Annotated in this window: 22 protein-coding genes; 15 read left to right on the top strand and 7 right to left on the bottom strand. The window is 60.4% G+C overall.

Features of this window, described 5'->3' with window-relative positions:
• The first annotated feature begins 234 nt into the window (after positions 1–234).
• Both PQQ52_RS06850 and PQQ52_RS06845 read left to right on the top strand, forming a co-directional pair.
• Positions 235–1,239, top strand: a complete 1,005-nt coding sequence (locus PQQ52_RS06850; protein ID WP_408208264.1) for a sensor histidine kinase — start codon at positions 235–237, stop codon at positions 1,237–1,239.
• On the top strand, positions 1,236–2,252 hold the full coding sequence (locus tag PQQ52_RS06845; RefSeq protein ID WP_408208262.1) for a hypothetical protein: 1,017 nt from the start codon (positions 1,236–1,238) through the stop codon (positions 2,250–2,252). Before PQQ52_RS06850 ends, PQQ52_RS06845 begins: the two co-directional genes overlap by 4 nt.
• Before the next feature lie 102 nt (positions 2,253–2,354).
• On the opposite strand, the gene acnA is transcribed toward PQQ52_RS06845, so the two are convergent.
• The 6 genes from acnA to PQQ52_RS06815 all read right to left on the bottom strand — a co-directional run bounded on the left by acnA (position 2,355) and on the right by PQQ52_RS06815 (position 10,786).
• Positions 2,355–5,072 carry an aconitate hydratase AcnA gene (gene acnA, locus PQQ52_RS06840; RefSeq protein WP_408208259.1) on the bottom strand — a complete coding sequence of 906 codons (2,718 nt, stop codon included), beginning with the start codon at positions 5,070–5,072 and terminating at the stop codon, positions 2,355–2,357.
• A gap of 45 nt (positions 5,073–5,117) precedes the next feature.
• Entirely contained in the window at positions 5,118–6,569 is a 1,452-nt protein-coding gene (locus PQQ52_RS06835) for a bifunctional 2-methylcitrate dehydratase/aconitate hydratase (protein WP_408208256.1), read from the bottom strand.
• Between the two features lie 29 nt (positions 6,570–6,598).
• Positions 6,599–7,105 carry a hypothetical protein gene (locus PQQ52_RS06830; RefSeq protein WP_408208253.1) on the bottom strand — a complete coding sequence of 169 codons (507 nt, stop codon included), beginning with the start codon at positions 7,103–7,105 and terminating at the stop codon, positions 6,599–6,601.
• A gap of 105 nt (positions 7,106–7,210) precedes the next feature.
• Positions 7,211–8,398: a bifunctional 2-methylcitrate synthase/citrate synthase gene (prpC, locus tag PQQ52_RS06825; protein WP_408208250.1), complete on the bottom strand. Its 1,188-nt coding sequence runs from the start codon at positions 8,396–8,398 to the stop codon at positions 7,211–7,213.
• A 160-nt stretch (positions 8,399–8,558) separates the two neighbouring features.
• Entirely contained in the window at positions 8,559–9,575 is a 1,017-nt protein-coding gene (locus PQQ52_RS06820) for an HpcH/HpaI aldolase/citrate lyase family protein (RefSeq protein WP_408208247.1), read from the bottom strand.
• Between the two features lie 227 nt (positions 9,576–9,802).
• On the bottom strand, positions 9,803–10,786 hold the full coding sequence (locus tag PQQ52_RS06815) for a malate dehydrogenase (protein ID WP_064271074.1): 984 nt from the start codon (positions 10,784–10,786) through the stop codon (positions 9,803–9,805).
• A gap of 505 nt (positions 10,787–11,291) precedes the next feature.
• On the opposite strand from PQQ52_RS06815, the gene PQQ52_RS06810 reads away from it, so the two are divergent.
• From PQQ52_RS06810 to gltA, 7 genes are all read left to right on the top strand, one after another.
• Entirely contained in the window at positions 11,292–12,092 is an 801-nt protein-coding gene (locus PQQ52_RS06810) for a GntR family transcriptional regulator (protein WP_408208244.1), read from the top strand.
• A 157-nt stretch (positions 12,093–12,249) separates the two neighbouring features.
• Positions 12,250–12,666 carry a succinate dehydrogenase, cytochrome b556 subunit gene (gene sdhC / locus PQQ52_RS06805; RefSeq protein ID WP_408208241.1) on the top strand — a complete coding sequence of 139 codons (417 nt, stop codon included), beginning with the start codon at positions 12,250–12,252 and terminating at the stop codon, positions 12,664–12,666.
• Positions 12,667–12,670: 4 nt separating this feature from the next.
• Positions 12,671–13,039, top strand: coding sequence for a succinate dehydrogenase, hydrophobic membrane anchor protein (sdhD, locus tag PQQ52_RS06800; RefSeq protein WP_054034791.1), 369 nt, complete (start codon positions 12,671–12,673; stop codon positions 13,037–13,039).
• Positions 13,040–13,043: 4 nt separating this feature from the next.
• Positions 13,044–14,819: a succinate dehydrogenase flavoprotein subunit gene (sdhA, locus tag PQQ52_RS06795; protein WP_408208239.1), complete on the top strand. Its 1,776-nt coding sequence runs from the start codon at positions 13,044–13,046 to the stop codon at positions 14,817–14,819.
• Between the two features lie 24 nt (positions 14,820–14,843).
• Complete coding sequence (locus PQQ52_RS06790; RefSeq protein WP_007178777.1) at positions 14,844–15,548, top strand: succinate dehydrogenase iron-sulfur subunit; 705 nt, start codon at positions 14,844–14,846, stop codon at positions 15,546–15,548.
• A gap of 83 nt (positions 15,549–15,631) precedes the next feature.
• On the top strand, positions 15,632–15,910 hold the full coding sequence (locus tag PQQ52_RS06785; RefSeq protein ID WP_408208236.1) for an FAD assembly factor SdhE: 279 nt from the start codon (positions 15,632–15,634) through the stop codon (positions 15,908–15,910).
• 84 nt (positions 15,911–15,994) lie between these two features.
• Complete coding sequence (gltA, locus tag PQQ52_RS06780) at positions 15,995–17,296, top strand: citrate synthase (RefSeq protein ID WP_325045389.1); 1,302 nt, start codon at positions 15,995–15,997, stop codon at positions 17,294–17,296.
• Positions 17,297–17,379: 83 nt separating this feature from the next.
• Here gltA and PQQ52_RS06775 read toward each other — a convergent pair whose 3' ends face one another.
• Positions 17,380–18,453, bottom strand: a complete 1,074-nt coding sequence (locus PQQ52_RS06775; protein WP_408208233.1) for a helix-turn-helix domain-containing protein — start codon at positions 18,451–18,453, stop codon at positions 17,380–17,382.
• A 186-nt stretch (positions 18,454–18,639) separates the two neighbouring features.
• Here PQQ52_RS06775 and PQQ52_RS06770 point away from each other — a divergent pair, with 186 nt between their 5' ends.
• The 6 genes from PQQ52_RS06770 to asd all read left to right on the top strand — a co-directional run bounded on the left by PQQ52_RS06770 (position 18,640) and on the right by asd (position 25,023).
• The gene (locus PQQ52_RS06770) at positions 18,640–19,890 is read left to right on the top strand and encodes a DUF1479 domain-containing protein (protein WP_408208230.1); all 1,251 of its coding nucleotides are present in this window, start codon (positions 18,640–18,642) and stop codon (positions 19,888–19,890) included.
• 255 nt (positions 19,891–20,145) lie between these two features.
• Positions 20,146–21,555 carry a 3-isopropylmalate dehydratase large subunit gene (gene leuC / locus PQQ52_RS06765; protein WP_408208227.1) on the top strand — a complete coding sequence of 470 codons (1,410 nt, stop codon included), beginning with the start codon at positions 20,146–20,148 and terminating at the stop codon, positions 21,553–21,555.
• Positions 21,556–21,560: 5 nt separating this feature from the next.
• Positions 21,561–21,719, top strand: coding sequence for an entericidin A/B family lipoprotein (locus PQQ52_RS06760; protein ID WP_134963612.1), 159 nt, complete (start codon positions 21,561–21,563; stop codon positions 21,717–21,719).
• Positions 21,720–21,805: 86 nt separating this feature from the next.
• Positions 21,806–22,459, top strand: coding sequence for a 3-isopropylmalate dehydratase small subunit (leuD, locus tag PQQ52_RS06755; RefSeq protein ID WP_325045392.1), 654 nt, complete (start codon positions 21,806–21,808; stop codon positions 22,457–22,459).
• A gap of 25 nt (positions 22,460–22,484) precedes the next feature.
• Complete coding sequence (gene leuB, locus PQQ52_RS06750) at positions 22,485–23,552, top strand: 3-isopropylmalate dehydrogenase (protein WP_408208223.1); 1,068 nt, start codon at positions 22,485–22,487, stop codon at positions 23,550–23,552.
• A 349-nt stretch (positions 23,553–23,901) separates the two neighbouring features.
• Entirely contained in the window at positions 23,902–25,023 is a 1,122-nt protein-coding gene (gene asd / locus PQQ52_RS06745) for an aspartate-semialdehyde dehydrogenase (protein ID WP_408208220.1), read from the top strand.
• Positions 25,024–25,059 lie beyond the last annotated feature (36 nt).

The raw sequence follows: 25,059 nt of genomic DNA, 5'->3' as shown, positions 1-25,059 counted from the left end.
ACAGAGAAACAGCAATTCACGGAAAACGAATGGAAACGCCGGTGTGAAGCAGCCGAAGCGCGTGAGCATGCCGCACGCGTCGCGGCGTCCGGCCAGGTGAGCGCCGCCGCGAAGCAGGAGCGGCTCTGGTTGCTCGGCGCAATGCGCCTCTATGCGGAAGCTCCGTTGACAGCCGTGGCGGGCATGCTTGAATCGCTCGAATCGACAGTCGCGCCGCCCACCCAACGCGCGCAGATGCCGGTGATCCAATCCGCAGTGCGCACTTGGTCTCAAACCGTTCGCGACTTGCTGGATGTTTCACCACTCGCGTCGCGCGCCTTCGTTCTCGACGAAAGCGTGACCAATTTGCGTGAGCTCGTCGACGGCGTTATTGCGCTGGTGTCCCCGGCCGCGACTCAGCGGGGCTTGCTGTTGAGTTCGAGCATTGATCAAACAGTCGCTGAGCAGATTCTCGCGGATAGCGCCCGGGTCGGTCAGTTGTTCTTCCATCTGCTAAGCCGTACGGTCCAGGCCAGCACACACGGAGAGATTGCGCTCGTCGTGCGGGGGGAGCCGTTGAATGCCGGTTCGCAGCGTATTTTTGTCAGTGTGACGAATTCTGGTGCGGAAGCCGCGTATGCCTCTCAACTGCAACTCTTCGGACCGAGTGTTGGTGAACCGCTTGCGGAAGCGAGGTTTGGCGACGCTGACACTTGCTTACCGCTCTGCCAGATACTCGCGCAGCGTATGCAAGGTGAGCTCTCAATCGGGAGCGGCTCAGATTCCGGCACTCGTGCGAGCTTCAGTGCGCCATTCACTGTTGACCAATGGTGGGCCGCCGCAGAACCGGCTAGGCATGCACAGGCGCATTTGTTCGCCAATGTCGCACAGTCGCAGGAAGCTGTTGCGAGTGGCCCATCTGAACCCTTCGAACAACGTTATCTCGATGCGCTGTCCGAGGAAGGTATCAATATTCACACGTTTCTGAGCGGTTGGCGCCATTCGATGGACGACGACCTGAAGCGCCTGAGTGAACTGAATCGCAACCGCAATCATGACGGGCAGCGCGCCTTGCTGCACAGGTTGAGCGGAGCCGTGGGTCTCGTTGGCGCACACAGTCTGATGGAAGCGCTGCGTCGCGCCAGCACCGCGTCACAGGAACACGAAGACGGTGCAATCGACACGCTCGCCGAACGTGCCCGGACCTTGGTCGCGCAACTAGACATAGAGATCGCCCCACACCGGAGCACACTACGATGAACCGACCGCTGGCCTTGATTGAAGGCGATCTGGCATTTCCGAAGCCGCGGCCATTCGATGGCTTGCCGCCGCCTTTCGGCTCGCGACGACGTGTGGCGTGGGATGCAGCGCAGCGCCAACCTCAGCTCGCAGCGCAAACCGCAGCGCAACAGGCGATTCAGGACGCAGTGCAACGCAAGCCGCAACCCGCGCGAACGAGTCCGGTTCCCCTAGGCGTGAAGCACATCCTGTTTTACAAGACGCCCCCGCAGCGCACGGATCCTCATCGTTTTGATGCGGAGTTGGCTGAAGCGAAGCGCTACCTCGAGATGGGCAAGACGCGGTGGCGTTCGTCGCGCTCGGACCATGTGCTGGCTGCGTCGATTTTCGCCGGCTGCACCATCGCGCTGACGTGGTTGCTGGTCACTTGCTCGATGAAGGACGCGGAGAAGGCGAAAGCAGTGCCGGTGGCACCGACGGTTTTGTCGGTTGCGAGTCCGCGCGGCGATCATCCGAAACCCGTGGCCACTGCGGCGGTTGCGGAAACGCAGATGACGGTTACTGTCGAAAAGGGGCCGCAGCCCGTTGCTGAAGTCGCGAGCGTGGCGCCAGCGAAGGTTGCTCTGACCTCGCCTGAGCACATCACTCAAGTCGTGCCAAGGCAGGCCGTGCAAGTCACTTCCCATGCCGACGATCGGGGCAATCCGTCCGCAAAGGCCGCGAAACGAGCCAAGGCGGCGCGCTTGAGCGAAGCTCAGGTCAATGAACGTGTCGCTTTGAGCCGCGCTGTTGCCCCGGTTACGCGGTCTTCTGTATCGAAGCAACCTGAATGGACCGCACGCGCGTCCGCTGAAGAGGACACCTTCGACAAGGCCGCATTGCTCAACTGGGCCGCGCAACAGCGCGCGCACGTCACCACGCGTGCCGCCGTGCCGATACCGGGAGACAGCGACTGGAATGCCCGCATGACGCAGCGTCGGATCACTGACAATCCCGAGGCCTTCCGTGCAGGTTCAGGCACGCAGCAGAAATAAAAAAAGCCCGGCCAAAGCCGGGCTTCTAAAGTCGGCTGCGTCCTCCACAGGACGCAGCCCCTGCAAAACAGCTCGCAGCTATTGCATGCGTAGGCGGATACCTTAAGCAGCCAGCAGCGAACGCAGCACGAACGGCAGAATCCCGCCGTGCTTGTAGTAGTCGACTTCGATCGGCGTATCGATACGCAGCAGCACCTGCACGCGCTTCTCCTTACCGTCCTTGCCGTGAATGACCAGCGTCACTTCCTGTTGCGGCTTGAAGTCGTTGCCCAGGCCTTCGACGTCGAACGTTTCTTCGCCGGTGATGCCGAGCGATTGCACGCTATCCGAGCCCTTGAACTGCAGCGGCAGAACGCCCATGCCGACCAGGTTCGAACGGTGGATCCGCTCGAAGCTGCGTGCGACCACAGCCTTCACGCCCAGCAATTGCGTACCCTTAGCCGCCCAGTCACGCGACGAGCCCGTGCCGTACTCTTCACCCGCAAACACGACAGTCGGCGTACCCGCGTCGATGTACTTCATCGCTGCGTCATAGATCGACTCTTGTTCGCCGCTCGGCTGATGAATCGTCAGGCCGCCTTCCACGCGCGAGCCGTCTGCCTTCACCGGGATCATCAGGTTCTTGATCCGGACGTTCGCGAACGTGCCGCGCATCATCACGTCATGGTTGCCGCGGCGCGAGCCGTAGCTGTTGAAGTCGGCCTTCTGCACGCCGTTTGCCTTCAGCCACTTGCCCGCCGGCGAGTCTTCCTTGATCGAACCAGCCGGGCTGATGTGGTCGGTCGTAACCGAGTCACCGAAGATGCCCAGTGCGCGCGCACCCTTGACAGGAGCGATGCTGTCGGCCGGCGTCATCGAGAAGTCCTTGCCGAAGAACGGCGGCTCAGCGATGTAGGTCGACTTCGGCCAGTCGTAGACTTGACCTTCTTCGCCTTCGATCTTGCTCCACAGGTCGCCCTTCTTGGTCAGGTGCGCGTAGTTCTTACGGAACGCGTCTGCGTCCAGCGCGAACTTGAGCAGCGCGTCGACTTCTTCGCTAGTCGGCCAAATGTCGCCCAGGTAGATGTCCTTGCCGCCCTTGCCCTTGCCGACCGGTTCGGTCATCAGGTCACGCGTGATGTTGCCGGCGATCGCGTAAGCGACGACCAGCGGCGGCGAGGCCAGGAAGTTCGCGCGGATGTTCGGGTGAATACGCGCTTCGAAGTTACGGTTGCCCGACAGAACAGCTGCCGCGACGATGTCGTTCTTCGTGATCGCTTCGTTCAGTTCCGGCGTCAGATCGCCTGCGTTACCGATACAGGTCGTGCAACCGTAGGCGGCCAGCGTGAAACCGAGCTTGTCGAGGTACTTCATCAAGTCGGTCTTCGTCAGGTATTCCGTGACGATGCGCGATCCCGGCGCCAGCGACGTCTTGATGTGCGGAGCGACCGTCAGACCGGCTTCAACCGCCTTCTTGGCCAGCAGACCAGCAGCCAGCAACACGCTCGGGTTCGACGTGTTCGTGCACGACGTGATGGCAGCGATCAGGATGTCGCCGTTCTTCACGTCGACGCCGTTGCTCGTCGTGTATTGCGTTTCGAGATCTTCCGCCTTCTTCGCAAAGCCGTTTTCTGCCACCGGCTTCGAGAACAGGTCGCTGAAGGTCGACTTCACGTGACCGATTTCGATACGGTCTTGCGGGCGCTTCGGACCTGCCAGCGACGGCGTGACCGTGCCGAGATCCAGCGTGACGACCTTGGTGTAGTCGATCTGGCCAGCCTTCGGAATACCGAACAGACCCTGCGCCTTGAAGTAGTTTTCGAAGGCGGAGATTTCTGCGTCGGTACGGCCCGTGCCCTTGAAGTAGTCGATGGTTTTTTCGTCGACCGGGAAGAAGCCCATTGTTGCGCCGTATTCCGGCGCCATGTTGCCGATCGTCGCACGGTCCGGCAGCGACAGCGACTTCGTGCCTTCGCCGAAGAACTCGACGAACTTGCCGACAACCTTTTCCTTACGCAGCAGTTCGGTGACGGTCAGAACCAGGTCGGTCGCCGTCAGGCCTTCGCGCAGCTTGCCCTTCAGTTCGACGCCCACCACGTCCGGCGTCAGGAAGTACACCGGCTGGCCGAGCATGCCGGCTTCAGCTTCGATACCGCCCACGCCCCAGCCCACCACACCGATGCCGTTGATCATCGTCGTGTGGCTGTCCGTGCCGACCAGCGAATCCGGGTAGTACACGGTGTCCGCGCCTTCGGCCTTCTTGTGCACGCCGCGTGCGAGGTATTCCAGGTTCACCTGGTGGACGATGCCGACGCCCGGCGGCACGACCTTGAACGTGTCGAATGCCTGCATGCCCCACTTCATGAACTGGTAGCGCTCGTTATTGCGCTGGAATTCCAGTTTCATGTTCAAGTCGAGCGCGTTCTTTTCGCGGAAGTGATCGATCTGCACCGAGTGATCGACGACCAGATCGACCGGGACCAGCGGTTCGATCGACTTCGGATCCTTGCCCATGTGTTTCGCGACACCGCGCATTGCAGCGATGTCGGCAAGCAGCGGCACGCCGGTAAAGTCTTGCAGCACGACGCGCGACACGACGAACGGGATTTCGTCGACGCGCGCTGCGGTCGGCTTCCAGTTCGCGAGTTGCGTGATGTGTTCTTCGGCGATCTTCTTGCCGTCGTAGTTACGCAGCACCGATTCCAGCACGATACGGATCGAGACCGGCAGGCGGTCGATCTTGATGTTCAGTGCCTTGCCGAGTTGCGGCAGGGAGTAGAACTTGCCTTTGCCGGAACCGCTGTCGAATTCCTTGAGCGTTTTGTGGAGGTTGTGGGCCATGGTGTTTTCCTTGGTTTGATCGCGGAACTACAGTACTTAACTTAACTAGATGACGTACAGATCGACGTACTCATTGACCGGCATGGCTTCGAGCCTTGCCTGATCCTGCGACACGTCGAGAATCGCCAGTTGTTGCTTGACCGGAAAGCGGCGCGCGAGGTTGGTCTTGAACTTCTCGACCAGCAACGGAATCCCGTCTTCGCGACGACGCTTGTGACCGATCGGGTATTCGACTACAACTTCGTCGAATGTCGACCCGTCGTTGAATTCGACCGTCAGTGCATTGGCGATCGAACGCTTCTCCGGATCGTGATAATCCTTCGTGAACTGCGCGTCTTCGACACATTCCATCTTCGCGCGCAGCACATCGATGCGCGCGTCCTGCGCGATCGAATCTTCATAGTCCGAGGCCGTCAGGCGGCCGTGGATCAGCGGCACGGCGATCATGTACTGAATGCAGTGGTCGCGGTCGGCCGGATTGTTCAGGGGGCCTTTCTTGTCGATGATGCGGATCGCAGCTTCGTGGGTGCGGATCGTGATCTTTTTGATGTCCTCGATGCGCTTGCCTTGAGCCAGGAGTCGTGCGTGCAAAGTCATCGCAGCTTCCACTGCCGTTTGCGCGTGGAATTCTGCCGGAAACGAAATTTTGAAGAGCACATTTTCCATCACGTACGAACCGTACGGACGCTGAAACTTGAACGCGTTGCCCTTGAACAGGACATCGTAGAAGCCCCACGTCTTAGCCGTCAGCACCGACGGATAGCCCATCTCGCCGGTCTTCGCGATCAACGCGAGACGCACGGCGCGCGACGTCGCATCGCCTGCGGCCCACGACTTGCGCGAGCCGGTATTCGGCGCATGGCGGTAGGTGCGCAGCGCATGCCCATCGACAAATGCTTGCGATACCGCGTTGATCAACTCATCGCGCGTCAAACCGATCATCTGGCCGACCACCGCGGTCGACGCCAGCTTCACCAGCAGCACATGATCGAGCCCAACCTTGTTGAACGAGTTTTCGAGCGCGATACAGCCTTGAATTTCGTGCGCCTTGATCATGCCGATCAATACGTCTTTCATCGTCAGCGGCTTTTTGCCTGCTGCGATGGCACTGCGCGAGAGCCAGTCGGCTGTCGCCAGAATTCCGCCGAGGTTATCCGACGGATGGCCCCATTCCGCAGCCAGCCAGGTGTCGTTGAAGTCCAGCCAGCGGATCATTGCGCCGATGTTAAAGGCAGCCTGAACCGGATCCAGCTGGAACGACGTGCCCGGCACTTTCGCGCCGTTGGGGACGATCGTGCCTGGCACGATCGGTCCCATCAGCTTGGTGCACGCCGGGTAGGTCAGAGCCTCGAGTCCGCAACCGAGCGTATCGATCAGGCAGTTACGCGCGGTATCCAGCGCGAGCGTGCTGTCGATCGGGAAATCCAGCACGTAATCGACAATATCGGCCAGGACTGGGTCCGGGTCGGGTCGCACGTTGGAAATCGGAGCGGACATCGGGGTGCTTTCCTGATGTAACTGATTGATTAGTTAGTCTTGTTGATCGCGTTCGATTGCGTCGGAGCCGGTGCGCCTTGCACCATCTCTGCCGTCTTGCACTCGTCGGCCAGACGTGAGCTGTCCTTGTCCGAGAACAACATGGCCTTCGTCGGGATCACGACGAGATCCATACCCGATGCTGCGTCGTGGAAGCGGTCTGCGCCCGTGGTGGTCGCTTCGCGCGGCAAGTTGTAGTTTTTGTTCGCCCAGTGAACCGTGACGATCTGGTCACGCTTCATGTCGCCCTTCAGGTCGAATGCCAGACCTTCGTTGCACGACCACTTTACCGAGCCGTCCGGAACCGGATCGACCTTCGCTTCCTTGGCCGCGTTGCCCTTGCGCTTGATCAGGCGTTTCGGTTGCGGGCGTTTCGCCACAGCCTTGGCAACCGGCTTCGTGGCGGTGGTCGCCGTTTGTGCGGCGGCGTCAGTCGCGACGGTCAGCATCGTCGTGGACAGGGCGCCAATCACGGCGGCGATCATCAGCTTTTTCATGGTGGAGAACCTTTCTATCTAATTTCAGTTGAACAGTGCACGGGCTACCGGTCCTGGCAACCGTGAGGGTTGAACTGCACGCGCTTTGAAAGCGCACAGCGACCGCTATTTTCTCCTATTTAGCGGCACGTACTTCAAATTCTCGGGACCGGTGTAATTTGCGCTCGGACGAATGATCTTGTTGTCGATCCGCTGCTCGATAATGTGCGCGCTCCAGCCAGCCGTGCGGGCGATCACGAACAGCGGCGTGAACATCGCTGTCGGCACGCCCATCATGTGATACGAAACCGCGCTGAACCAGTCGAGATTCGGGAACATCTTCTTCGCATCTGCCATCACTGTTTCCAGACGCTCGGCGATATTGAAGAGCTTGTTGTTGCCCGCTTCCTTCGACAACTTCTTCGCGATTTCCTTGATGACCTTGTTACGCGGGTCGGAGATCGTGTACACCGGGTGACCGAAACCGATCACCACTTCCTTGTTTTCGACGCGCTTGCGGATATCGGCTTCGGCCTCATCGGGCGTCTGGTAGCGCGACTGGATCTCGAATGCGACTTCGTTCGCGCCGCCGTGCTTCGGGCCGCGCAGCGCGCCGATTGCACCGGTGATGGCCGAGTAGATATCCGAGCCCGTACCGGCAATCACGCGGCCGGTGAACGTCGACGCGTTGAATTCGTGCTCGGCATACAGGTTCAGCGACACATGCATTGCGTCGACCCATGCCTTCGACGGCTCCACGCCGTGGAGCAGATGCAGGAAGTGGCCGCCGATCGAATCGTCGTCGGTTTCGACCTCGATGCGCTTGCCGTTGTGCGAGTAGTGATACCAGTACAGCAGCATCGAACCGAGCGAGGCCATCAGCTTGTCGGCGATGTCGCGTGCGCCCGGCAGGTTGTGGTCGTCTTTCTCCGGCAGTACGGTGCCGAGCACCGAGACGCCCGTGCGCATCACGTCCATTGGGTGCGCGGCGGCCGGAATCCACTCCAGCGCGGCCTTGACGTTCGCGGGCAAGCCGCGCAGCGCCTTGAGCTTCGTCTTGTAGGCGATCAGTTCGGCCTGCGTCGGCAGCTTTTCGTGGACCAGCAGATACGCGATTTCTTCGAATTCGCACGCACCGGCGATGTCGAGAATGTCGTAGCCGCGGTAATGCAGATCGTTGCCAGTCTTGCCGACCGTGCAAAGTGCAGTGTTACCCGCCGTCACGCCGGACAGGGCCACCGATTTCTTCGGTTTGAAGCCGCTTTTAGGTTCGTTCTCGCCTTGTGCACCGGCGGTTTGCGTCGTCTCGCTCATCTCCCGCAATCTCCTTTGTGCCTGCTCACTGCTTCTGGTTGAACTGCGCATTCGACGCCTGCTCCCCGCTGCACCAGGCGATGCAGGGACTCGCTTGCACGGGCCCACATGAGAGCGCCGTTCAGCACTGCTACGCGGGCTGCCGCGTTGACCATCGTGCTCATGATGCGACTTGCCCGTTAGCGCCCACTTTCGTGAAGAGCGGCGCGGCGTCTTGCGGGACGGTGCGGCCAGTGGATTGCGCGCGACGCAGCACCGACCAGTAGTAGCGATAGCTCGCGCGGTCGTGCAGCGTGTCGTGATGGCGCGTCGGTCCCCATTGAGCGGACTGTGCAGCCAGCAGAATTTCGGTTGCGGTGACGATTTCCTCGTCGCGTGGTGCAAACGCGGCGACGATCGCCTCGATCTGCGCCGGATGGATGCTCCACATCCGCGTGTAGCCGAACTCGTTGCGCGCGCGCGCCGCGTCGTTCGCGACCACGCTCATGTCGCGTACTTCCGTGCTGACGTTATGCGATGGCACCTTGCCGTGCGCGTGACAGGCCGCCGAGATCTCGAGCTTCGCGCGCCGCACCAGCGGGTGATCGAATTGACCGGGCGAGCGCATGGCGGTATCCGGGATTGCGCCGTCGTGCGCGGAGACGAAGTCCATCAGGCCGAAGCTCAGCGCCTCGACGCCCGGCAGCGCGGCCAGATCGAACACGCGCGTCAACGCGCCATGTGTTTCGACCAGCAGTTGCGCTGGCACCGGCTGCGCGATGCCGAGTTCACGCCGCGTCGCCTCGATGAATGCGACCATTTCGGCGGCATCAGGAACGTTGCGGATTTTCGGCAGGGTGATGTAAGCGGGCGCCCGCTTTGCGGCGCGCAGAATGAGACGGACGTCGTCACGCCAGTGCGGGTGATCGAAATCGTGGATCCGCACGCCGACGCGGCCGAAGTGATCATGCTCGCTGCCCAGCAGCGACGCGACCAGCTCCGCGTGTTCGGCTTCGCGGCCGACCTGCGCGCCGTCTTCACAATCGAGCGTGACGTCGAACACGGGGCCGAGTTGCTGCTGCAATGCCAGTGATTTCAGCATCAGCTTCTCGCTGCCGGCGTAGTGATCGCAGGCAGGCAGCACAGCGGGCGGCACTTCGCCGTCAAACAGCACTTCGGCGGGTGTGAGGGCGCGCATCTTCGGCGTCAGGGGCGTGGGTGGTCGTTAGGGAAATCTGATTCGGACGCGCTCTGCTCGGCGAGCATCAAACAGCCGCTCAAAACGCGTTCGGATCAGATGCGGATACCGGCATGGCGGTCTGCGAAACTAGCCGCAGATTGCAGCGCCGTACCTGCATTCGCACGTAAAAAACCGGAACCCGCCGCGGTGACGCTTCGGAGTTCCGGTTTGTCTGCATCAGGCGATTAGCCCAGCAGGTGTTGAACGCCTTCGCGCTCTTCGAGCAGCTCGTTCAGCGTGCCGTCCATCTTTTCGCGCGAGAACGCGTCGATTGCCAGACCTTCAACGCGCTTGTACTCGCCGTTTTCGCAGGTAACCGGCACACCGTAGATGATGTCTTCCGGAATGCCATACGAACCGTCCGACGGAATACCCATCGTGACCCACTTACCGTTCGTGCCGAGCACCCAGTCACGCACGTGGTCGATTGCAGCGTTAGCTGCCGACGCTGCCGACGACAGGCCGCGCGCTTCGATAATCGCTGCGCCACGCTTGCCGACGGTCGGGATGAACGTGTTGCGGTTCCATTCTTCGTCGTTGATCAGCTTGGTCAGGTCTTGACCTTCAGCCGTTGCGACGCGGAAGTCCGGATACATGGTCGGCGAGTGATTACCCCACACAGCCAGCTTTTCGATCGAAGCGACCGGCTTGCCCGACTTGGCGGCCAGTTGCGACAGTGCGCGATTGTGGTCCAGGCGCAGCATGGCGGTGAAGTTCTTCTTCGGCAGATCCGGCGCCGACTTCATCGCGATGTAAGCATTCGTGTTGGCCGGGTTGCCGACCACCAGCACTTTCACGTCGCGGCTGGCGACGTCGTTCAGCGCTTTGCCCTGAACCGTGAAGATTTCGGCGTTTGCCGACAGCAGGTCCTTACGCTCCATGCCTTTCGAACGCGGACGTGCGCCGACCAGCAGGGCCACATCTGCATCCTTGAACGCAACCTTCGGGTCGTCGGTGATCACGACGCCCGACAGCAGCGGGAATGCGCAATCATCCAGTTCCATCACGACGCCTTTGACGGCGCCTTGCGCTTGCGGCAGGTCGAGCAGTTGCAGGATAACCGGCTGATCCTTGCCGAGCAGGTCGCCATTGGCGATGCGGAACAGCAGGGAGTAAGCAATTTGACCTGCGGCGCCGGTGACGGCAACGCGCTTTGCGGGCTTAGCCATTGAGAAATCTCCAGGACGATGCGTTAGACGCTAGGGAAAACGCCATTCTATATGCGCGTTCAGCGAAGCGTTGTGAAACACGGCGGAATTCACTGTTCGCGTACGGCCTCGTAATGTGCCGAGGCTGTGCGGCGCTGCGGCAAGACCGCCATGCCGGAACCTGTGCTGCTGAAGAGCGGGAAGCGAGGCATGTTGGCGCCGGGTAGCCGCTGCACGGTGCGGGCTCCTGCAAACAGCGCGTTTCGGCAAGCGTCTGACCAACGAATGGCGGCGAATCGAAACCTGGACTGCATGGGAACAGCATGGTGCAGAGTGGCCGCCGGTGCGCTGCGGCGCTGCATTGCATAGTGCAAAACAGTCGCCGAAAACCCCGCAAACCCTTGCTCGACAAGGAGTGTAGGAGTCGTCAGACACAAAGTCAACATTATCTTATGTCTTATATAAGACATATCTGTTGCGGGGAAAACCCTAGACGCGGCCCGGCCCTTTATGATGAAATGCGCGGATGACTTCGAACCCGGCGAACACCACGAATCCGAACGGCCATGGGGCCACGGGCGAGGGTGTATCTGCTGCCACGCCCGCTACATCGCCCACTTTCAGCCCTTTGTATCAGCAGATCAAGGGCTTGATTACGCAGAGCCTCGAAAGCGGCGAATGGAAGCCTGGCGAGATCATTCCTAGTGAAGTCGAATTGGCGGCCAGATTCAAGGTCAGTCAGGGAACAGTGCGCAAAGCGATCGACGAGCTTGCCGCCGACAACCTGCTGGTGCGCCGCCAGGGCAAGGGTACTTTTGTTGCAACGCACAATGAAGATCGCGCCCAGTTTCGCTTCCTCAGATTACTGGCCGATGACGGCGCGGAACATCCGCACGTCAGCCGCCTGCTTGAATGCCGGCGCTTGCGCGCTTCGGCGGACATTGCTCGGCAACTCGATCTGAAACCCGCCGATCCGGTGGTGTTGATCAAGCGCTTGCTGCAGTTCGACGGCGAAGTTACCGTACTCGACGAAATCTGGTTGCCCGGCGCGGTGTTTCGCGGGCTCACGCTCGAGCGGCTGTCGGAGTATAAAGGTCCCCTTTACGCGATGTTCGAGACGGAATTCGGCACACGCATGATCCGCGCAACGGAGAAGATCCGGGCGGTCGCGGCTGATCCTTCGGTTGCCGATCTGCTTCATGTGCCGGCGGGTTTTCCGCTGCTTTCGGTCGAGCGCGTGTCCTATACCTATGGCGACCGGCCGGTTGAGGTGCGCCGTGGTTGGTATGTCACAACCGGGTATTACTATCAGAACGATCTGAGCTGAATCGGGACGAAAAAAGGCGTCGCGTCCCACGCGCGCGCCTGTTTGAAGGCGCCTTTATCGCGCATGCTGTAACGGACCTGTAGTGGTTTTCGCTGCAGCGCGATATAAAAAGGCGCTAAAATTGCGGATTAGTGTGACTACATAGTAGGGGTCTAGCATGGCTGAAGCCGTAAAAAAACCGAGGCCGGAATTCCGGAACATCGGTATCGGGCAGATTTTGACGGCATACCGTCTCCCGCTAGCGGGGCGAGTGTCGATCTTGCACCGCGTAAGCGGGTTGCTGCTTTTTGTTTTTCTTCCGTTCCTGCTGTACCTCTTCGATCAGAGCCTGACCTCCGAACTCAGTTTCGAAGTCTTCAAGGGCTTCCTCTCCAACATCATCGTCAAACTCATCACGCTCGTTCTCGCGTGGGCCTTCCTGTTTCACTTCTGTGCAGGCGTGCGTCACCTGTTCATGGACACAAGCCACGGCCTCACGACTAAAGAGAAGGGCAAGCAAACCTCCATCGTGGTGCTGGTCGTTTCGTCGCTTCTGACGATTGCTTTCGCGCTCAAACTCTTCGGAGCATTCTAAAAAAATGGCAGCTAATAACCGAATCGGTCCGAAGCGTCTTGTCGTCGGCGCACATTACGGTCTGCGCGACTGGCTTGCCCAGCGCATTACGGCCTGCATCATGGCTGTCTACACGGTGATCCTGCTCGCCTGGTTCTTCGGCGCGCGCGATTTCTCGTATGACGGTTGGGCGTCGATCTTTGCAACGCAATGGATGAAGCTCGCCACGTTTGTCACGCTGCTGTCGCTGTTCTATCACGCGTGGGTTGGTATCCGCGACATCTGGATGGACTATGTGAAGCCCGTTGGCACGCGCCTGTTTCTTCAAGCGCTGACGATCGTCTGGCTGCTCGCATGTGCGGGCTACGCTGCGCAGATTCTCTGGAGAGTGTAAAAGAATGGCTGCAATCAAGAATTCTCTGCCGCGTCGCAAGTTTGACGTGGTTATCGTCGGCGCAGGCGGCTCGGGAATGCGCGCTTCGCTGCAACTCGCGCGCGCCGGTCTGTCGGTTTGCGTGCTGTCCAAGGTGTTTCCGACGCGTTCGCACACGGTCGCTGCCCAAGGCGGCATCGGCGCATCGCTCGGCAACATGAGCGAAGACAACTGGCACTATCACTTCTACGACACGATCAAGGGTTCCGACTGGCTCGGCGACCAGGACGCGATCGAGTTCATGTGCCGTGAAGCACCGAACGCAGTCTACGAACTGGAACACATGGGCATGCCGTTCGACCGCAATGCGGACGGTACGATTTATCAACGCCCGTTCGGCGGCCATACCGCGAACTACGGCGAAAAGCCGGTGCAACGCGCTTGCGCGGCCGCTGACCGTACCGGTCATGCGCTGCTGCACACGCTGTACCAGCAAAACGTTGCTGCCAAGACGCAATTCTTCGTCGAATGGATGGCGCTGGATCTGATCCGCGACGCCGACGGCGACGTGCTCGGCGTGACCGCGCTGGAAATGGAAACCGGCGACGTTTATATCCTCGAAGGCAAGACCACGCTGTTCGCTACGGGCGGCGCGGGCCGGATCTTCGCTGCATCCACGAACGCGTTCATCAACACCGGTGACGGCCTGGGTATGGCTGCGCGTTCGGGCATCGCCCTGCAAGACATGGAATTCTGGCAATTCCACCCGACCGGCGTGGCCGGCGCAGGCGTGCTGATTACCGAAGGCGTGCGTGGCGAAGGCGGCATTCTGCGTAACTCGAACGGCGAGCGTTTCATGGAACGCTACGCGCCGACGCTGAAGGATCTGGCGCCGCGCGACTTCGTTTCGCGTTCGATGGACCAGGAAATCAAGGAAGGCCGCGGCGTGGGTCCGAATAAGGATCACGTGCTGCTCGACCTGTCGCACATCGGCGCCGAGACGATCATGAAGCGTCTGCCGTCGATCCGCGAAATCGCCATGAAGTTTGCGAACGTCGATTGTATTAAAGAGCCGATTCCGGTTGTGCCGACCATCCACTATCAAATGGGTGGTATCCCGACGAACATCAACGGCCAGGTCGTTGGCACGTCGCGGGATCATAAGGAAGTCGTGAACGGTTTCTACGCAGTGGGCGAATGCTCGTGCGTGTCGGTGCACGGCGCAAACCGTCTCGGCACGAACTCGCTGCTCGACCTGGTGGTGTTCGGCCGTGCAGCCGGCAACCACATCGTCAAGCATGTGAAGGACATCAAGGAGCACAAGCCACTGCCGGCCGACGCTGCCGATTTCTCACTGTCGCGCCTGAACAAGCTGGACAAATCAACGTCGGGCGAATACTCGCAAACCGTTGCGGCCGAGATCCGTTCCACGATGCAGGCGCATGCCGGCGTGTTCCGCACATCGAAGCTGCTGGCCGAAGGCGTGGAGCGCATTCGCGAAGTGACTGACCGTGTCGACAACATCTACCTGAAAGACAAGTCGAAGGTGTTCAACACGGCACGTGTTGAAGCGTTGGAAGTGGAGAACCTGATCGAAGTGGCGCGCGCCACGATGGTTTCCGCTGAAGCGCGTAAGGAAAGCCGCGGCGCGCACGCGCAAAACGACTTCGAACATCGCGACGACGAAAACTGGCTGCGCCATACGCTGTGGTTCAGCGAAGGCGATCGCCTCGACTACAAGCCGGTTCATATGCAACCGCTGACCGTCGAATCGGTACCGCCGAAAGCGCGAACCTTCTAAGGCACAAGTCAAAGGAATTCAGAAATGGCTAAGCGTACATTTGAAATTTACCGCTACGACCCGGATAAGGATGCAGCACCGCGTATGCAAACGTACGAGATCGAAATCGACTCGCACGAACGCATGCTGCTCGACGCGCTGCTCAAGCTGAAAGCGGTCGACGAAACCTTGTCGTTCCGCCGTTCGTGCCGCGAAGGCGTGTGCGGTTCGGACGCGATGAACATCAATGGCAAGAACGGTCTGGCCTGCTTGCAGAACATGAACGACCTGCCGCAAAAGATCGTGCTGCGTCCGCTGCCGGGCCTGCCCGTCGTGCGCGACCTGATCTGCGACTTCACGCAGTTCTTCAACCAGTATCATTCGATCAAGCCGTACCTGATCAACGATACGCCGCCGCCGGAAAAGGAACGTCTGCAGTCGCCGGAAGAACGCGACGAGCTCGACGGCCTGTATGAATGTATTCTGTGTGCCAGCTGCTCGACCTCGTGCCCGAGCTTCTGGTGGAATCCGGACAAGTTCGTCGGCCCGGCTGGCCTGTTGCAAGCCTATCGTTTCATTGCGGACAGTCGTGATGAAGCGACGGGTGAACGCCTCGACAACCTGGAAGATCCGTACCGTCTGTTCCGTTGCCATACGATCATGAATTGCGTCGACGTCTGCCCGAAGGGCCTGAACCCGACCAAGGCGATTGGCAAGATCAAGGAATTGATGGTTCGCCGCGCTGTTTGATATGAACAGCGCCCACGCTCCCTATCGTTCGCTGCCCCTGAGGGGCGGTCAGTACGCTTGGGGGCGGCCCGGCGCGTACTGACATGAACAACGAAACATCGCATCAGTCCGACCCTCTCCGCCGCGCGCGCCTTCGCTGGCGTGCGCGGCGGGGCCTGCTGGAAAACGATCTGATCTTTGAACGTTTTTTCAGCCGATATGAGCATGACCTCAGCGATGCCGATGTAGGCGCTCTTACGAGCCTGCTCGAGCTGAGCGATAACGACCTGATGGACTTGCTGCTGGTCCGCAAGGAACCGGAAGGCGAACTTGCCGACGACCCGGATGTGATCCGGGTGCTGGAGCTGTTGCGCAACGCTTGAGCGCCGCTTGTTCGCCGCGTGTCCGTTGTTCCAGGCGTGCAAATTATCGAAACCCTGTTTCCATACTTCGATTGAGGATGTGCTATGACCCCGTCAGATGTTAAAGCCACGCTATCGTTCAGCGACAATTCGCCGAGCGTTGAAATGCCGATTTACAAGGGCACTCTCGGCCCGGACGTGATCGACATCCGCAAACTGTACGGCCAGACCGGCAAGTTCACGTACGATCCGGGCTTCATGTCGACGGCGGCGTGCAATTCGGCTATCACCTACATCGACGGCGACAAGGGCGAGCTGCTGTACCGCGGCTACCCAATCGACAACCTCGCGGAAAACGCCGACTTCCTCGAAACCTGCTACCTGCTGCTGAAGGGCGAACTGCCGAACGCAGCGCAGGAGAAGGAATTCGTCGACACCGTCACGAAGCACACGATGGTGCACGAGCAGATGCACTTCTTCTTCCGTGGCTTCCGCCGTGACGCGCACCCGATGGCGATTCTGGTCGCGGCAGTGGGCGCACTGTCGGCGTTCTATCACGACTCGCTCGACATCAACAATCCGCGTCACCGTGACGTGTCGGCCATTCGCATGATCGCGAAGCTGCCGACGCTGGTCGCGATGGCGTACAAGTACAGCATCGGCCAGCCGTTTGCGTACCCGAAGAACGACCTGTCGTACAGCGCGAACTTCATGCACATGATGTTCTCGAACCCGTGCGAAGAGTACAAGGTCAACGACGTGCTGGTGCGCGCGCTAGACCGTATCCTGATCCTGCACGCTGACCACGAGCAGAATGCGTCGACATCGACGGTTCGTCTGGCGGGTTCGTCGGGCGCTAATCCGTTCGCGTGTATCGCAGCGGGTATCGCCTGCCTGTGGGGCCCGGCGCACGGTGGTGCGAACGAAGCCGCACTGAACATGCTGGAAGAAATCGGCTCGGTCGACAACATTCCTGAGTTCATCAAGCAGGTGAAGGACAAGAACTCGGGCGTGAAGCTGATGGGCTTCGGTCACCGCGTCTACAAGAACTACGATCCGCGTGCGAAGCTGATGCGCGAAACCTGCCACGAAGTGCTGGAAGAGCTGGGCCTGCACGACGACCCGCTGTTCAAGCTGGCCATGGCGCTGGAAAAAATCGCACTGGAAGACGAATACTTCGTGTCGCGCAAGCTGTACCCGAACGTCGACTTCTACTCGGGTATCGTTCAACGCGCGCTGGGCATCCCAACGTCGATGTTCACGTGTATCTTCGCGATGGCACGTACGGTCGGCTGGATTGCACAGTGGAACGAAATGATCGCCGATCCGGAACAGAAGATTGGCCGTCCGCGTCAGCTGTTCATCGGCGATACGCAGCGTGAAGCGAAGCCGATTGCACAACGTTGATCGGGTTGAGCGTGTGTAGTTTGTAGTGGTCGTTTGCTGCGAATCAACGCAGGATCTGGCTGATGAAAAACGCCCCAACGGGTTCACCGTTGGGGCGTTTTGTTTTGGGGCGCGCGTGCCTGACGTCGCCGGGCTCGTTCAAGCGACGGTGGCCGAACTTTGAGGTTGGCTGGCGTGGTGGCGTCCTTCTGCGCCTGCCCGTGCGTTTCGAAAAAATGCCGATACGCACTCGGCGTCATGCCGCGCGCAGACAGGAATTGTCGATTGAAATTGGCGAGATTCGGAAAGCCGGCTTTCGTCGCGATCAGCGCGATCGGCCAGCCTGTATCGGTCAACTGCCGTGTCGCATAGCCGATGCGTAGCCGGTTCAGATAGCGTCCGACGCTTTCACCCACATGTCGTACGAAGTAACGGTGCAGCGAGCGCTCCGAGAGGTTGGCCACCTCGCATAGCTCAGCCACGCGCAGCGGTTCGTGGAAACGCCGATCGAGCATATCGAGGACGCGGTTTAGCCGCTCCGCTTCCGATGCACTGCCGCCTGGCGAGACAGCGGGCGCGAAGGCGGCCGTCTGCGCGGCGTGCCTCTGTTGCGTCGCTCGCATTGGTTGCGAGTCGCGAGCGCGTTGTTGTCGCGCGCCCAACCCGTGTGCAGCCGGCGATGCCAGTGGTTCGGATTCCGCCTCAGAGAGGCATGCGAGCACCTCCAGCACCGCGCCAAGCCGCACCCGTGGCGACGTATCCAGTAGGGCATCCATCTGCCCGCGGATCAACGCTACGGCTTCCGGCGCAAACCGCAGCCCCGGCGCACCCCGCCTCAACAACGTCCGCAACAAAGCAAACTCCGGGCAGCAATCAGCCATCCGCCGCGCCCAATCGCCACTGAACCACACCACGATCGCCACCTGCGGCTCGCGTGCATCGATCGGCTCCGTCGACGCCCACGTGTGCGGCATATCCGGCGGCACCAGCACGAGATCGTCGCCGCAGTAGTCGGCGATATGGTCGCCGACGAAGCGCCGGCCACGGCTATTCATCGTCAGCGTGAGTTCATATTCAGGGTGGTGATGCCATTCGAACGGAATCTGCGCGAGCTGCCGATGGTAGACGCGGACCGAGCAGCCGTCGGGGATGGTGACGCGTTCGTATTGGGGTTTCACGCTATGCAACCTGGCCGCAGGAAGGAAAAACGGCGAATGTCAGAATTGTATCGATAATTGGCCGAAAAAGATGTATGCGGGGCGGCAAAGGTCCCTAATCTGGACGCACCGCACCGCACCGCACCGCACCGCACCGCACCGCACCGCACCGCAGCCCAACACAAAACCAATGCAAGGAGACAAGTCATGCCGCTCGTGATCGACAATCTTCCGGAAGCGATCCTCACCACGAAACGCGCGCTGCGTGCCGCGTTGCCGAACTATGCACGGGTGTTCAGCGAAGTCGAAGGCGCGATCCGGCAGCAGGTCGACGCCATCCGCCGCGACCGTGAAGAGAGCCGCGAAGCCATTCCCGTGTTCGACTACGCGAGTATCGTTTCCGGCGACGTCGACCCTGCTGCGATCGCCCGGATCAAGACGTGCGGCGCATGCGTAGTGCGCGGGGTTTTCACCCGCCAGCAAGCCAGTGACTGGAACGATGAAATCGCGCAATACGTCGAGCGCAATAACCTCGACGATAAGCTCGCACACCGCGCAGAGGACAAATACTTCGGCAATCTCTCCTCGAGCAAGCCGCAGATTTATGGTGTGTACTGGTCGAAACCGCAAACGGCGGCCCGGCAGTCCGAGCAGTTGACCAACACGCGCGTATTCCTCAACCGCTTGTGGACGTCAGAGAGCGAAGGGAAGCAGCACTTCGATCCAGCGCGCGTGCCGGTCTACGCGGACCGTATCCGCCGCCGGCCGCCGGGCTCGGAATCGTTGGGTTTGTCGCCGCACGTCGACGGCGGCTCGGTGGAGCGCTGGCTCGATCCGAACTTCCAGCAGGTGTACCGGCACGTGCTGTCGGGCAACTGGCGTGCGTACGATCCATTCGACGCCGCCTTCCGCCCCGATGTGCAGGAGATCCCGTCGCCCGCCGTATGCTCGATGTTCCGCACCTTCCAGGGGTGGACCGCGCTGACGCCGCAAGGACCCGGCGATGGAACGCTGCAACTGATCCCAATTGCCAATGCCATGGCCTACGTAATCCTGCGCGCCTTGCAGGACGACGTTCCTGAAGACGAACTCTGCGGCGCACAGCCGGCGCGTGCACTGTCGATCAAACCTGAATGGCATGGCTTGCTGCTCGAAGCAGTCACGCCGATTCCTCACATGCAAGCGGGCGACGCTGTGTTCTGGCACAGCGATGTCGTGCATTCCGTGGAAGACGCGCATAAAGGCAGCGGCTACAGCAACGTGATGTATATTTCATCGGCGCCGTGGTGCGCGAAAAACGAGGCGTATCTGAAGCGCCAACTGCCGAGCTTCCTGCGCGGCGAGAGTCCGCCGGATTTTCCCGCCGATCACTTCGAAACGGATTTCATCGGGCGTGCGCAGGAAAGCGATCTGACGCCGCAGGGGCGTGCCCAACTGGGGTTCGATCTCAAACGCTGAGTTCTGAATGTGCATGGGCCGTACGTGTTCGCGCATGAAGCGCCGCGCCGCGCTGACCCATGACCATGCGTGGCGTGGCGTTGCGTCGCGCGTCACGCAATCCGTTGCCGGGTAACGCCCATACAGGTATCGCCACTACCACCCAACTCCCTGTTTTTTATCGGTTTTCTCCATGATTGAGGGGCCCAAAGCGAGGTTCTGCGTGGCATAATCGACCGACACAGTCAGCCCGCAGTCACTACTACCCCGCATACCATGGCACAGACTCTCTACGACAAATTGTGGAACACACACGTGGTCCACACGGAAGAAGACGGCACGACGATTCTCTATATCGACCGTCACCTGCTGCACGAGGTCACCAGCCCTCAGGCGTTTGAAGGCCTGAAACTGGCTGAGCGTCCGGTGTGGCGTATCAGCGCGAATCTGGCGGTGTCGGACCATAACGTCCCCACCACGGATCGCAGTCACGGCATCGCTGATCCGGTCTCCAAGCTGCAGGTGGATACGCTCGATTCGAACTGCGATAGCTACGGCATTACGCAGTTCAAGATGAACGACCTGCGCCAGGGCATCGTGCACATCATCGGGCCGGAGCAAGGCGCTACGCTGCCGGGCATGACCATCGTCTGCGGCGACTCGCACACGTCCACGCACGGCGCGTTCGGCGCGCTGGCGCACGGCATCGGTACGTCGGAAGTCGAGCACGTGCTGGCCACGCAAACGCTCTTGCAGAAGAAGAGCAAGAACATGCTGGTGAGGGTTGAAGGCCCGTTGCCGCGCGGCTGTACCGCGAAAGACATTGTGCTCGCGATCATCGGCAAGATCGGCACGGCAGGCGGCACCGGCTACGCGATCGAATTCGGCGGTTCGACGATTCGGGCGCTGTCCATGGAAGGCCGCATGACGGTCTGCAACATGGCGATCGAAGCAGGCGCGCGCGCCGGCATGGTCGCTGTGGACGACACCACCGTCGAATACCTGAAGGGCCGTCCGTTCTCGCCGGCGGGCGCCGAGTGGGATCACGCAGTCGAGTACTGGAAACAGTTCAAGACGGACGAAGGCGCGCAATTCGATCGCGTGGTCGAGCTGAACGCTGCGGAAATCGTGCCGCAAGTCACGTGGGGCACGTCGCCGGAAATGGTCACCGCCGTAGACGGCCGCGTGCCGGATCCGGAACGCGAAAAAGACCCGGTCAAGCGTGACGCAATGGAACGCGCGTTGAAATACATGGCGCTCGAACCGAATGCGCCGATCGAATCCATCAAGCCGGATAAAATCTTCATCGGGTCGTGCACCAATGCGCGCATTGAAGACATTCGCGCTGCGGCCTACGTCGTGAAGAAGCTCGGCCGCCGCGTCGCGCCGAACATCCGTCTGGCCATGGTGGTGCCGGGTTCGGGTCTGGTGAAGGCGCAAGCGGAACGCGAAGGCCTCGACAAGGTCTTTACTGATGCCGGTTTCGAATGGCGTGAGCCCGGTTGTTCGATGTGTCTCGCGATGAACGCCGACCGGTTGGATCCGGGCGAGCGCTGCGCGTCCACGTCGAATCGTAATTTCGAAGGTCGTCAAGGCGCCGGTGGCCGTACCCACCTCGTGAGCCCCGCGATGGCTGCCGCTGCGGCTATCGAAGGGCATTTCGTCGATATTCGCAAGCTTGGATAAAACGCATGATGAAGAACATGAATCGCACCACTCTATTGCGCCGCTTCGCACTCGGTACCCTGGCTGGACTATTGCTAGGTTTGACCGGTTGCAACACGGTGCACGGATTCGGCGAGGACATGTCGCACCTCGGCAATTCGATCAGCAATCACGCTGACAAATAAGCGGTTTTTGATTTTTGCCGGCAATGCGGCGAGTGGCTTTTCGGCCGCCACGCGTATCGCCCGGTCTTGAAACAGGCGCAAGCGTCATGGATAAATTCATCGTACACACCGGCGTCGTGGCGCCGCTCGATCGCGAAAACGTCGACACGGACGCGATCATTCCGAAGCAATTCCTGAAGTCGATCAAGCGCACGGGCTTCGGTCCGAACGCGTTCGACGAATGGCGTTACCTCGACCACGGCGAGCCGGGTCAGGACAACTCGAAGCGTCCGCTGAATCCGGATTTCGTGCTGAATCAACCGCGTTATCAGGGCGCCTCGGTCCTGTTGGCGCGCAAGAACTTCGGCTGCGGCAGCTCGCGTGAGCACGCGCCGTGGGCGCTGGAGCAATATGGCTTCCGCGCGATCATTGCGCCGAGCTTCGCCGATATTTTCTACAACAACTGCTTCAAGAACGGCGTGCTGCCGATCGTGCTGACCGAACAGCAAGTCGATCACCTGTTCAACGAAACCTACGCGTTCAACGGCTTCAAGCTGACCGTCGATCTGGAGGCGCAAGTCGTGCGTACATCTGATGGCGGCGCTGAGTATCCGTTTGAAGTCGCGGGCTTCCGCAAGTATTGCCTGCTGAACGGTTTCGACGACATTGGCCTCACGCTGCGTCACGCGGACAAGATTCGCCAGTTCGAAGCGGAACGGATCACGAAGCAGCCTTGGCTGAATCACCGAATCGTTGGGTAAACAGAAAAACCATCAAGGAATTCGCATGAAGATCGCAGTCTTGCCGGGCGACGGCATCGGTCCCGAAATCGTCAAGGAGGCCGTGAAGGTCCTGAACGTGCTCGGCGAAAAGTTCGAACTCGAAGAAGCGCCGGTTGGCGGCGCGGGCTACGAAGCGAAGGGTCATCCGCTGCCCGATTCGACGCTGGCGCTGGCGAAAGAAGCCGATGCGATCCTGTTCGGCGCCGTCGGCGACTGGAAGTACGACTCGCTCGAACGCGCGTTGCGCCCGGAGCAGGCGATTCTCGGCCTGCGCAGGCACTTGCAACTGTTCGCGAACTTCCGTCCGGCGATCTGCTATCCGCAACTGACGGGCGCGTCGTCGTTGAAGGAAGAGATTGTTTCGGGCCTCGACATCCTGATCGTGCGCGAACTGAACGGCGACATCTACTTCGGCGCGCCGCGCGGCGTGCGCGAAGCGCCGGACGGTCTGTTCGCCGGCGCGAAGGAAGGCTTCGACACGATGCGCTATTCGGAACCCGAAGTGCGCCGCATCGCGCACGTCGCCTTTCAGGCAGCGCAAAAGCGCCAGAAGAAGCTGACTAGCGTGGACAAGGCGAATGTGCTCGAAACGTCGCAGTTCTGGCGCGACGTGATGATCGACGTGTCGAAGGAATACGCGGACGTCGAGTTGTCGCACATATACGTGGACAATGCGGCGATGCAGTTAGTGAAGGCGCCGAAGGCATTCGACGTGGTCGTAACCGGCAACATGTTCGGCGACATCCTCTCCGACGAAGCCGCCATGCTGACGGGTTCGATCGGCATGCTGCCGTCGGCCTCGCTCGACAAGAACAACAAGGGCTTGTACGAGCCGTCGCACGGTTCGGCGCCGGACATCGCCGGCAAGGGCGTGGCGAATCCGCTGGCAACGATTCTCTCGGCCGCGATGATGCTGCGCTATTCGCTGAACAAGGCGGAACAGGCGGATCGCATCGAAAGCGCGGTAAAGAAGGTGCTGGAACAGGGCTATCGCACTGGCGACATCCTGACGCCAGGCTGCAAGCAGGTCGGCACGGTCGCCATGGGCGACGCAGTGATCGCGGCCCTGTAAGCACTGCAAAGCCAGGCACCAATCAGGCCGCCAAACGGCCTTTAAAACGCGAATTGGCCTTGAAACAGGCCGATTCGCGCGTAATACGGGCGATAGCGGCGATTGATGACATCGTCGGATTCCGGTTTTCGTGTATATTGTAGCGATGGCGCACACAGCTCAAATCTCCTCGATTTCGACACTCCACGGCAAAACAGCCCGTGTGGTTGAGCTCGCCATTACCACCACCAAAACGATTACCCCGAAAACGATCACGAAACGCTGATCGTCCGTCGTGCCCGCTCATCTTCCCCGCGCGGTCACTGCGGGCAAAGATGCGGGGAAGTTTCCACTCGAAGGGTATGAAGTCATGAACGTAGGTCTCGTAGGTTGGCGCGGTATGGTCGGCAGCGTCCTGATGCAACGCATGCAGCAGGAAGGCGATTTCGACTTGATCGAACCGGTGTTTTTCAGCACCAGCAACGCGGGCGGCAACGCGCCGTCGTTCGCCAAAAACGAGACCAAGCTCAAAGATGCAACAAGCATCGAAGACCTGAAGAAGTGCGAAGCGATCATCTCCTGCCAGGGCGGCGATTACACGAATGAGGTGTTCCCGAAGCTGCGCGCAGCGGGCTGGAACGGCTACTGGATCGACGCGGCTTCCTCGCTGCGCATGAAAGATGACGCGGTCATCATTCTCGATCCGGTCAACCTCGACGTGATCAAGAACGCGCTGGTCAAGGGCCAGAAGAATTTCATCGGCGGTAACTGTACGGTCAGCCTGATGCTGATGGCGTTGGGCGGCCTGTTCCGCGAAAACCTCGTCGACTGGATGACGGCCATGACGTATCAGGCGGCTTCGGGCGCGGGTGCGCAGAACATGCGCGAATTGCTGCAGCAAATGGGCACGCTGTACGGTGCGGCCAAGGAAGACCTGGCTGATCCGTCGTCGGCGATTCTCGACATTGACCGCCGCGTGCTGAGCGCAATGAACAGCGATCGCATGCCGACCGACAACTTCGGCGTGCCGCTCGCCGGCTCGCTGATTCCGTGGATCGACAAGGATATCGGCAACGGCATGTCGAAGGAAGAGTGGAAGGGCGGCGCGGAAACCAACAAGATTCTCGGCAAGCCGGCCATGGGCACGCCGGGTTCGATTCCGGTCGACGGCTTGTGCGTGCGGATCGGCGCAATGCGCTGCCACTCGCAAGCGCTGACCATCAAGCTGAACAAGGACGTGCCGCTCGACGAGGTGAACAGCATCCTCGCGTCGGGCAACGACTGGGTCAAGGTCGTGCCGAACGAGCGTGAAGCGTCCATGCGCGATCTGTCCCCGGCGGTGGTGACGGGCACGTTGACCGTGCCGGTCGGCCGCGTGCGCAAACTGGCGATGGGCGGCGAATATCTGTCGGCCTTCACGGTTGGCGATCAGCTGCTGTGGGGCGCGGCAGAACCGCTGCGTCGCATGCTTCGCATTGTGCTCGACAAGTAAAGTAAACTACGCGCTTACGACGCGTAGAAAATTCAA

It is taken from the genome of Paraburkholderia sediminicola (assembly GCF_046030555.1).
Classification (GTDB): Bacteria; Pseudomonadota; Gammaproteobacteria; order Burkholderiales; family Burkholderiaceae; genus Paraburkholderia; species Paraburkholderia sediminicola_E.
Note: the sequence above shows the minus strand (reverse complement) of the source record. Positions and strands in the feature narration are given on the sequence as shown.

Bases quoted from the DNA above. Each gene is read 5' to 3' on its own strand.
- PQQ52_RS06850 (WP_408208264.1), top strand. From the start codon at position 235: ATGCCGGTGATCCAATCCGCAGTGCGCACTTGGTCTCAAACCGTTCGC.
- PQQ52_RS06845 (WP_408208262.1), top strand. From the start codon at position 1,236: ATGAACCGACCGCTGGCCTTGATTGAAGGCGATCTGGCATTTCCGAAG.
- acnA (WP_408208259.1), bottom strand. From the start codon at position 5,072: ATGGCCCACAACCTCCACAAAACGCTCAAGGAATTCGACAGCGGTTCC.
- PQQ52_RS06835 (WP_408208256.1), bottom strand. From the start codon at position 6,569: ATGTCCGCTCCGATTTCCAACGTGCGACCCGACCCGGACCCAGTCCTG.
- PQQ52_RS06830 (WP_408208253.1), bottom strand. From the start codon at position 7,105: ATGAAAAAGCTGATGATCGCCGCCGTGATTGGCGCCCTGTCCACGACG.
- prpC (WP_408208250.1), bottom strand. From the start codon at position 8,398: ATGAGCGAGACGACGCAAACCGCCGGTGCACAAGGCGAGAACGAACCT.
- PQQ52_RS06820 (WP_408208247.1), bottom strand. From the start codon at position 9,575: ATGCGCGCCCTCACACCCGCCGAAGTGCTGTTTGACGGCGAAGTGCCG.
- PQQ52_RS06815 (WP_064271074.1), bottom strand. From the start codon at position 10,786: ATGGCTAAGCCCGCAAAGCGCGTTGCCGTCACCGGCGCCGCAGGTCAA.
- PQQ52_RS06810 (WP_408208244.1), top strand. From the start codon at position 11,292: ATGACTTCGAACCCGGCGAACACCACGAATCCGAACGGCCATGGGGCC.
- sdhC (WP_408208241.1), top strand. From the start codon at position 12,250: ATGGCTGAAGCCGTAAAAAAACCGAGGCCGGAATTCCGGAACATCGGT.
- sdhD (WP_054034791.1), top strand. From the start codon at position 12,671: ATGGCAGCTAATAACCGAATCGGTCCGAAGCGTCTTGTCGTCGGCGCA.
- sdhA (WP_408208239.1), top strand. From the start codon at position 13,044: ATGGCTGCAATCAAGAATTCTCTGCCGCGTCGCAAGTTTGACGTGGTT.
- PQQ52_RS06790 (WP_007178777.1), top strand. From the start codon at position 14,844: ATGGCTAAGCGTACATTTGAAATTTACCGCTACGACCCGGATAAGGAT.
- PQQ52_RS06785 (WP_408208236.1), top strand. From the start codon at position 15,632: ATGAACAACGAAACATCGCATCAGTCCGACCCTCTCCGCCGCGCGCGC.
- gltA (WP_325045389.1), top strand. From the start codon at position 15,995: ATGACCCCGTCAGATGTTAAAGCCACGCTATCGTTCAGCGACAATTCG.
- PQQ52_RS06770 (WP_408208230.1), top strand. From the start codon at position 18,640: ATGCCGCTCGTGATCGACAATCTTCCGGAAGCGATCCTCACCACGAAA.
- leuC (WP_408208227.1), top strand. From the start codon at position 20,146: ATGGCACAGACTCTCTACGACAAATTGTGGAACACACACGTGGTCCAC.
- PQQ52_RS06760 (WP_134963612.1), top strand. From the start codon at position 21,561: ATGATGAAGAACATGAATCGCACCACTCTATTGCGCCGCTTCGCACTC.
- leuD (WP_325045392.1), top strand. From the start codon at position 21,806: ATGGATAAATTCATCGTACACACCGGCGTCGTGGCGCCGCTCGATCGC.
- leuB (WP_408208223.1), top strand. From the start codon at position 22,485: ATGAAGATCGCAGTCTTGCCGGGCGACGGCATCGGTCCCGAAATCGTC.
- asd (WP_408208220.1), top strand. From the start codon at position 23,902: ATGAACGTAGGTCTCGTAGGTTGGCGCGGTATGGTCGGCAGCGTCCTG.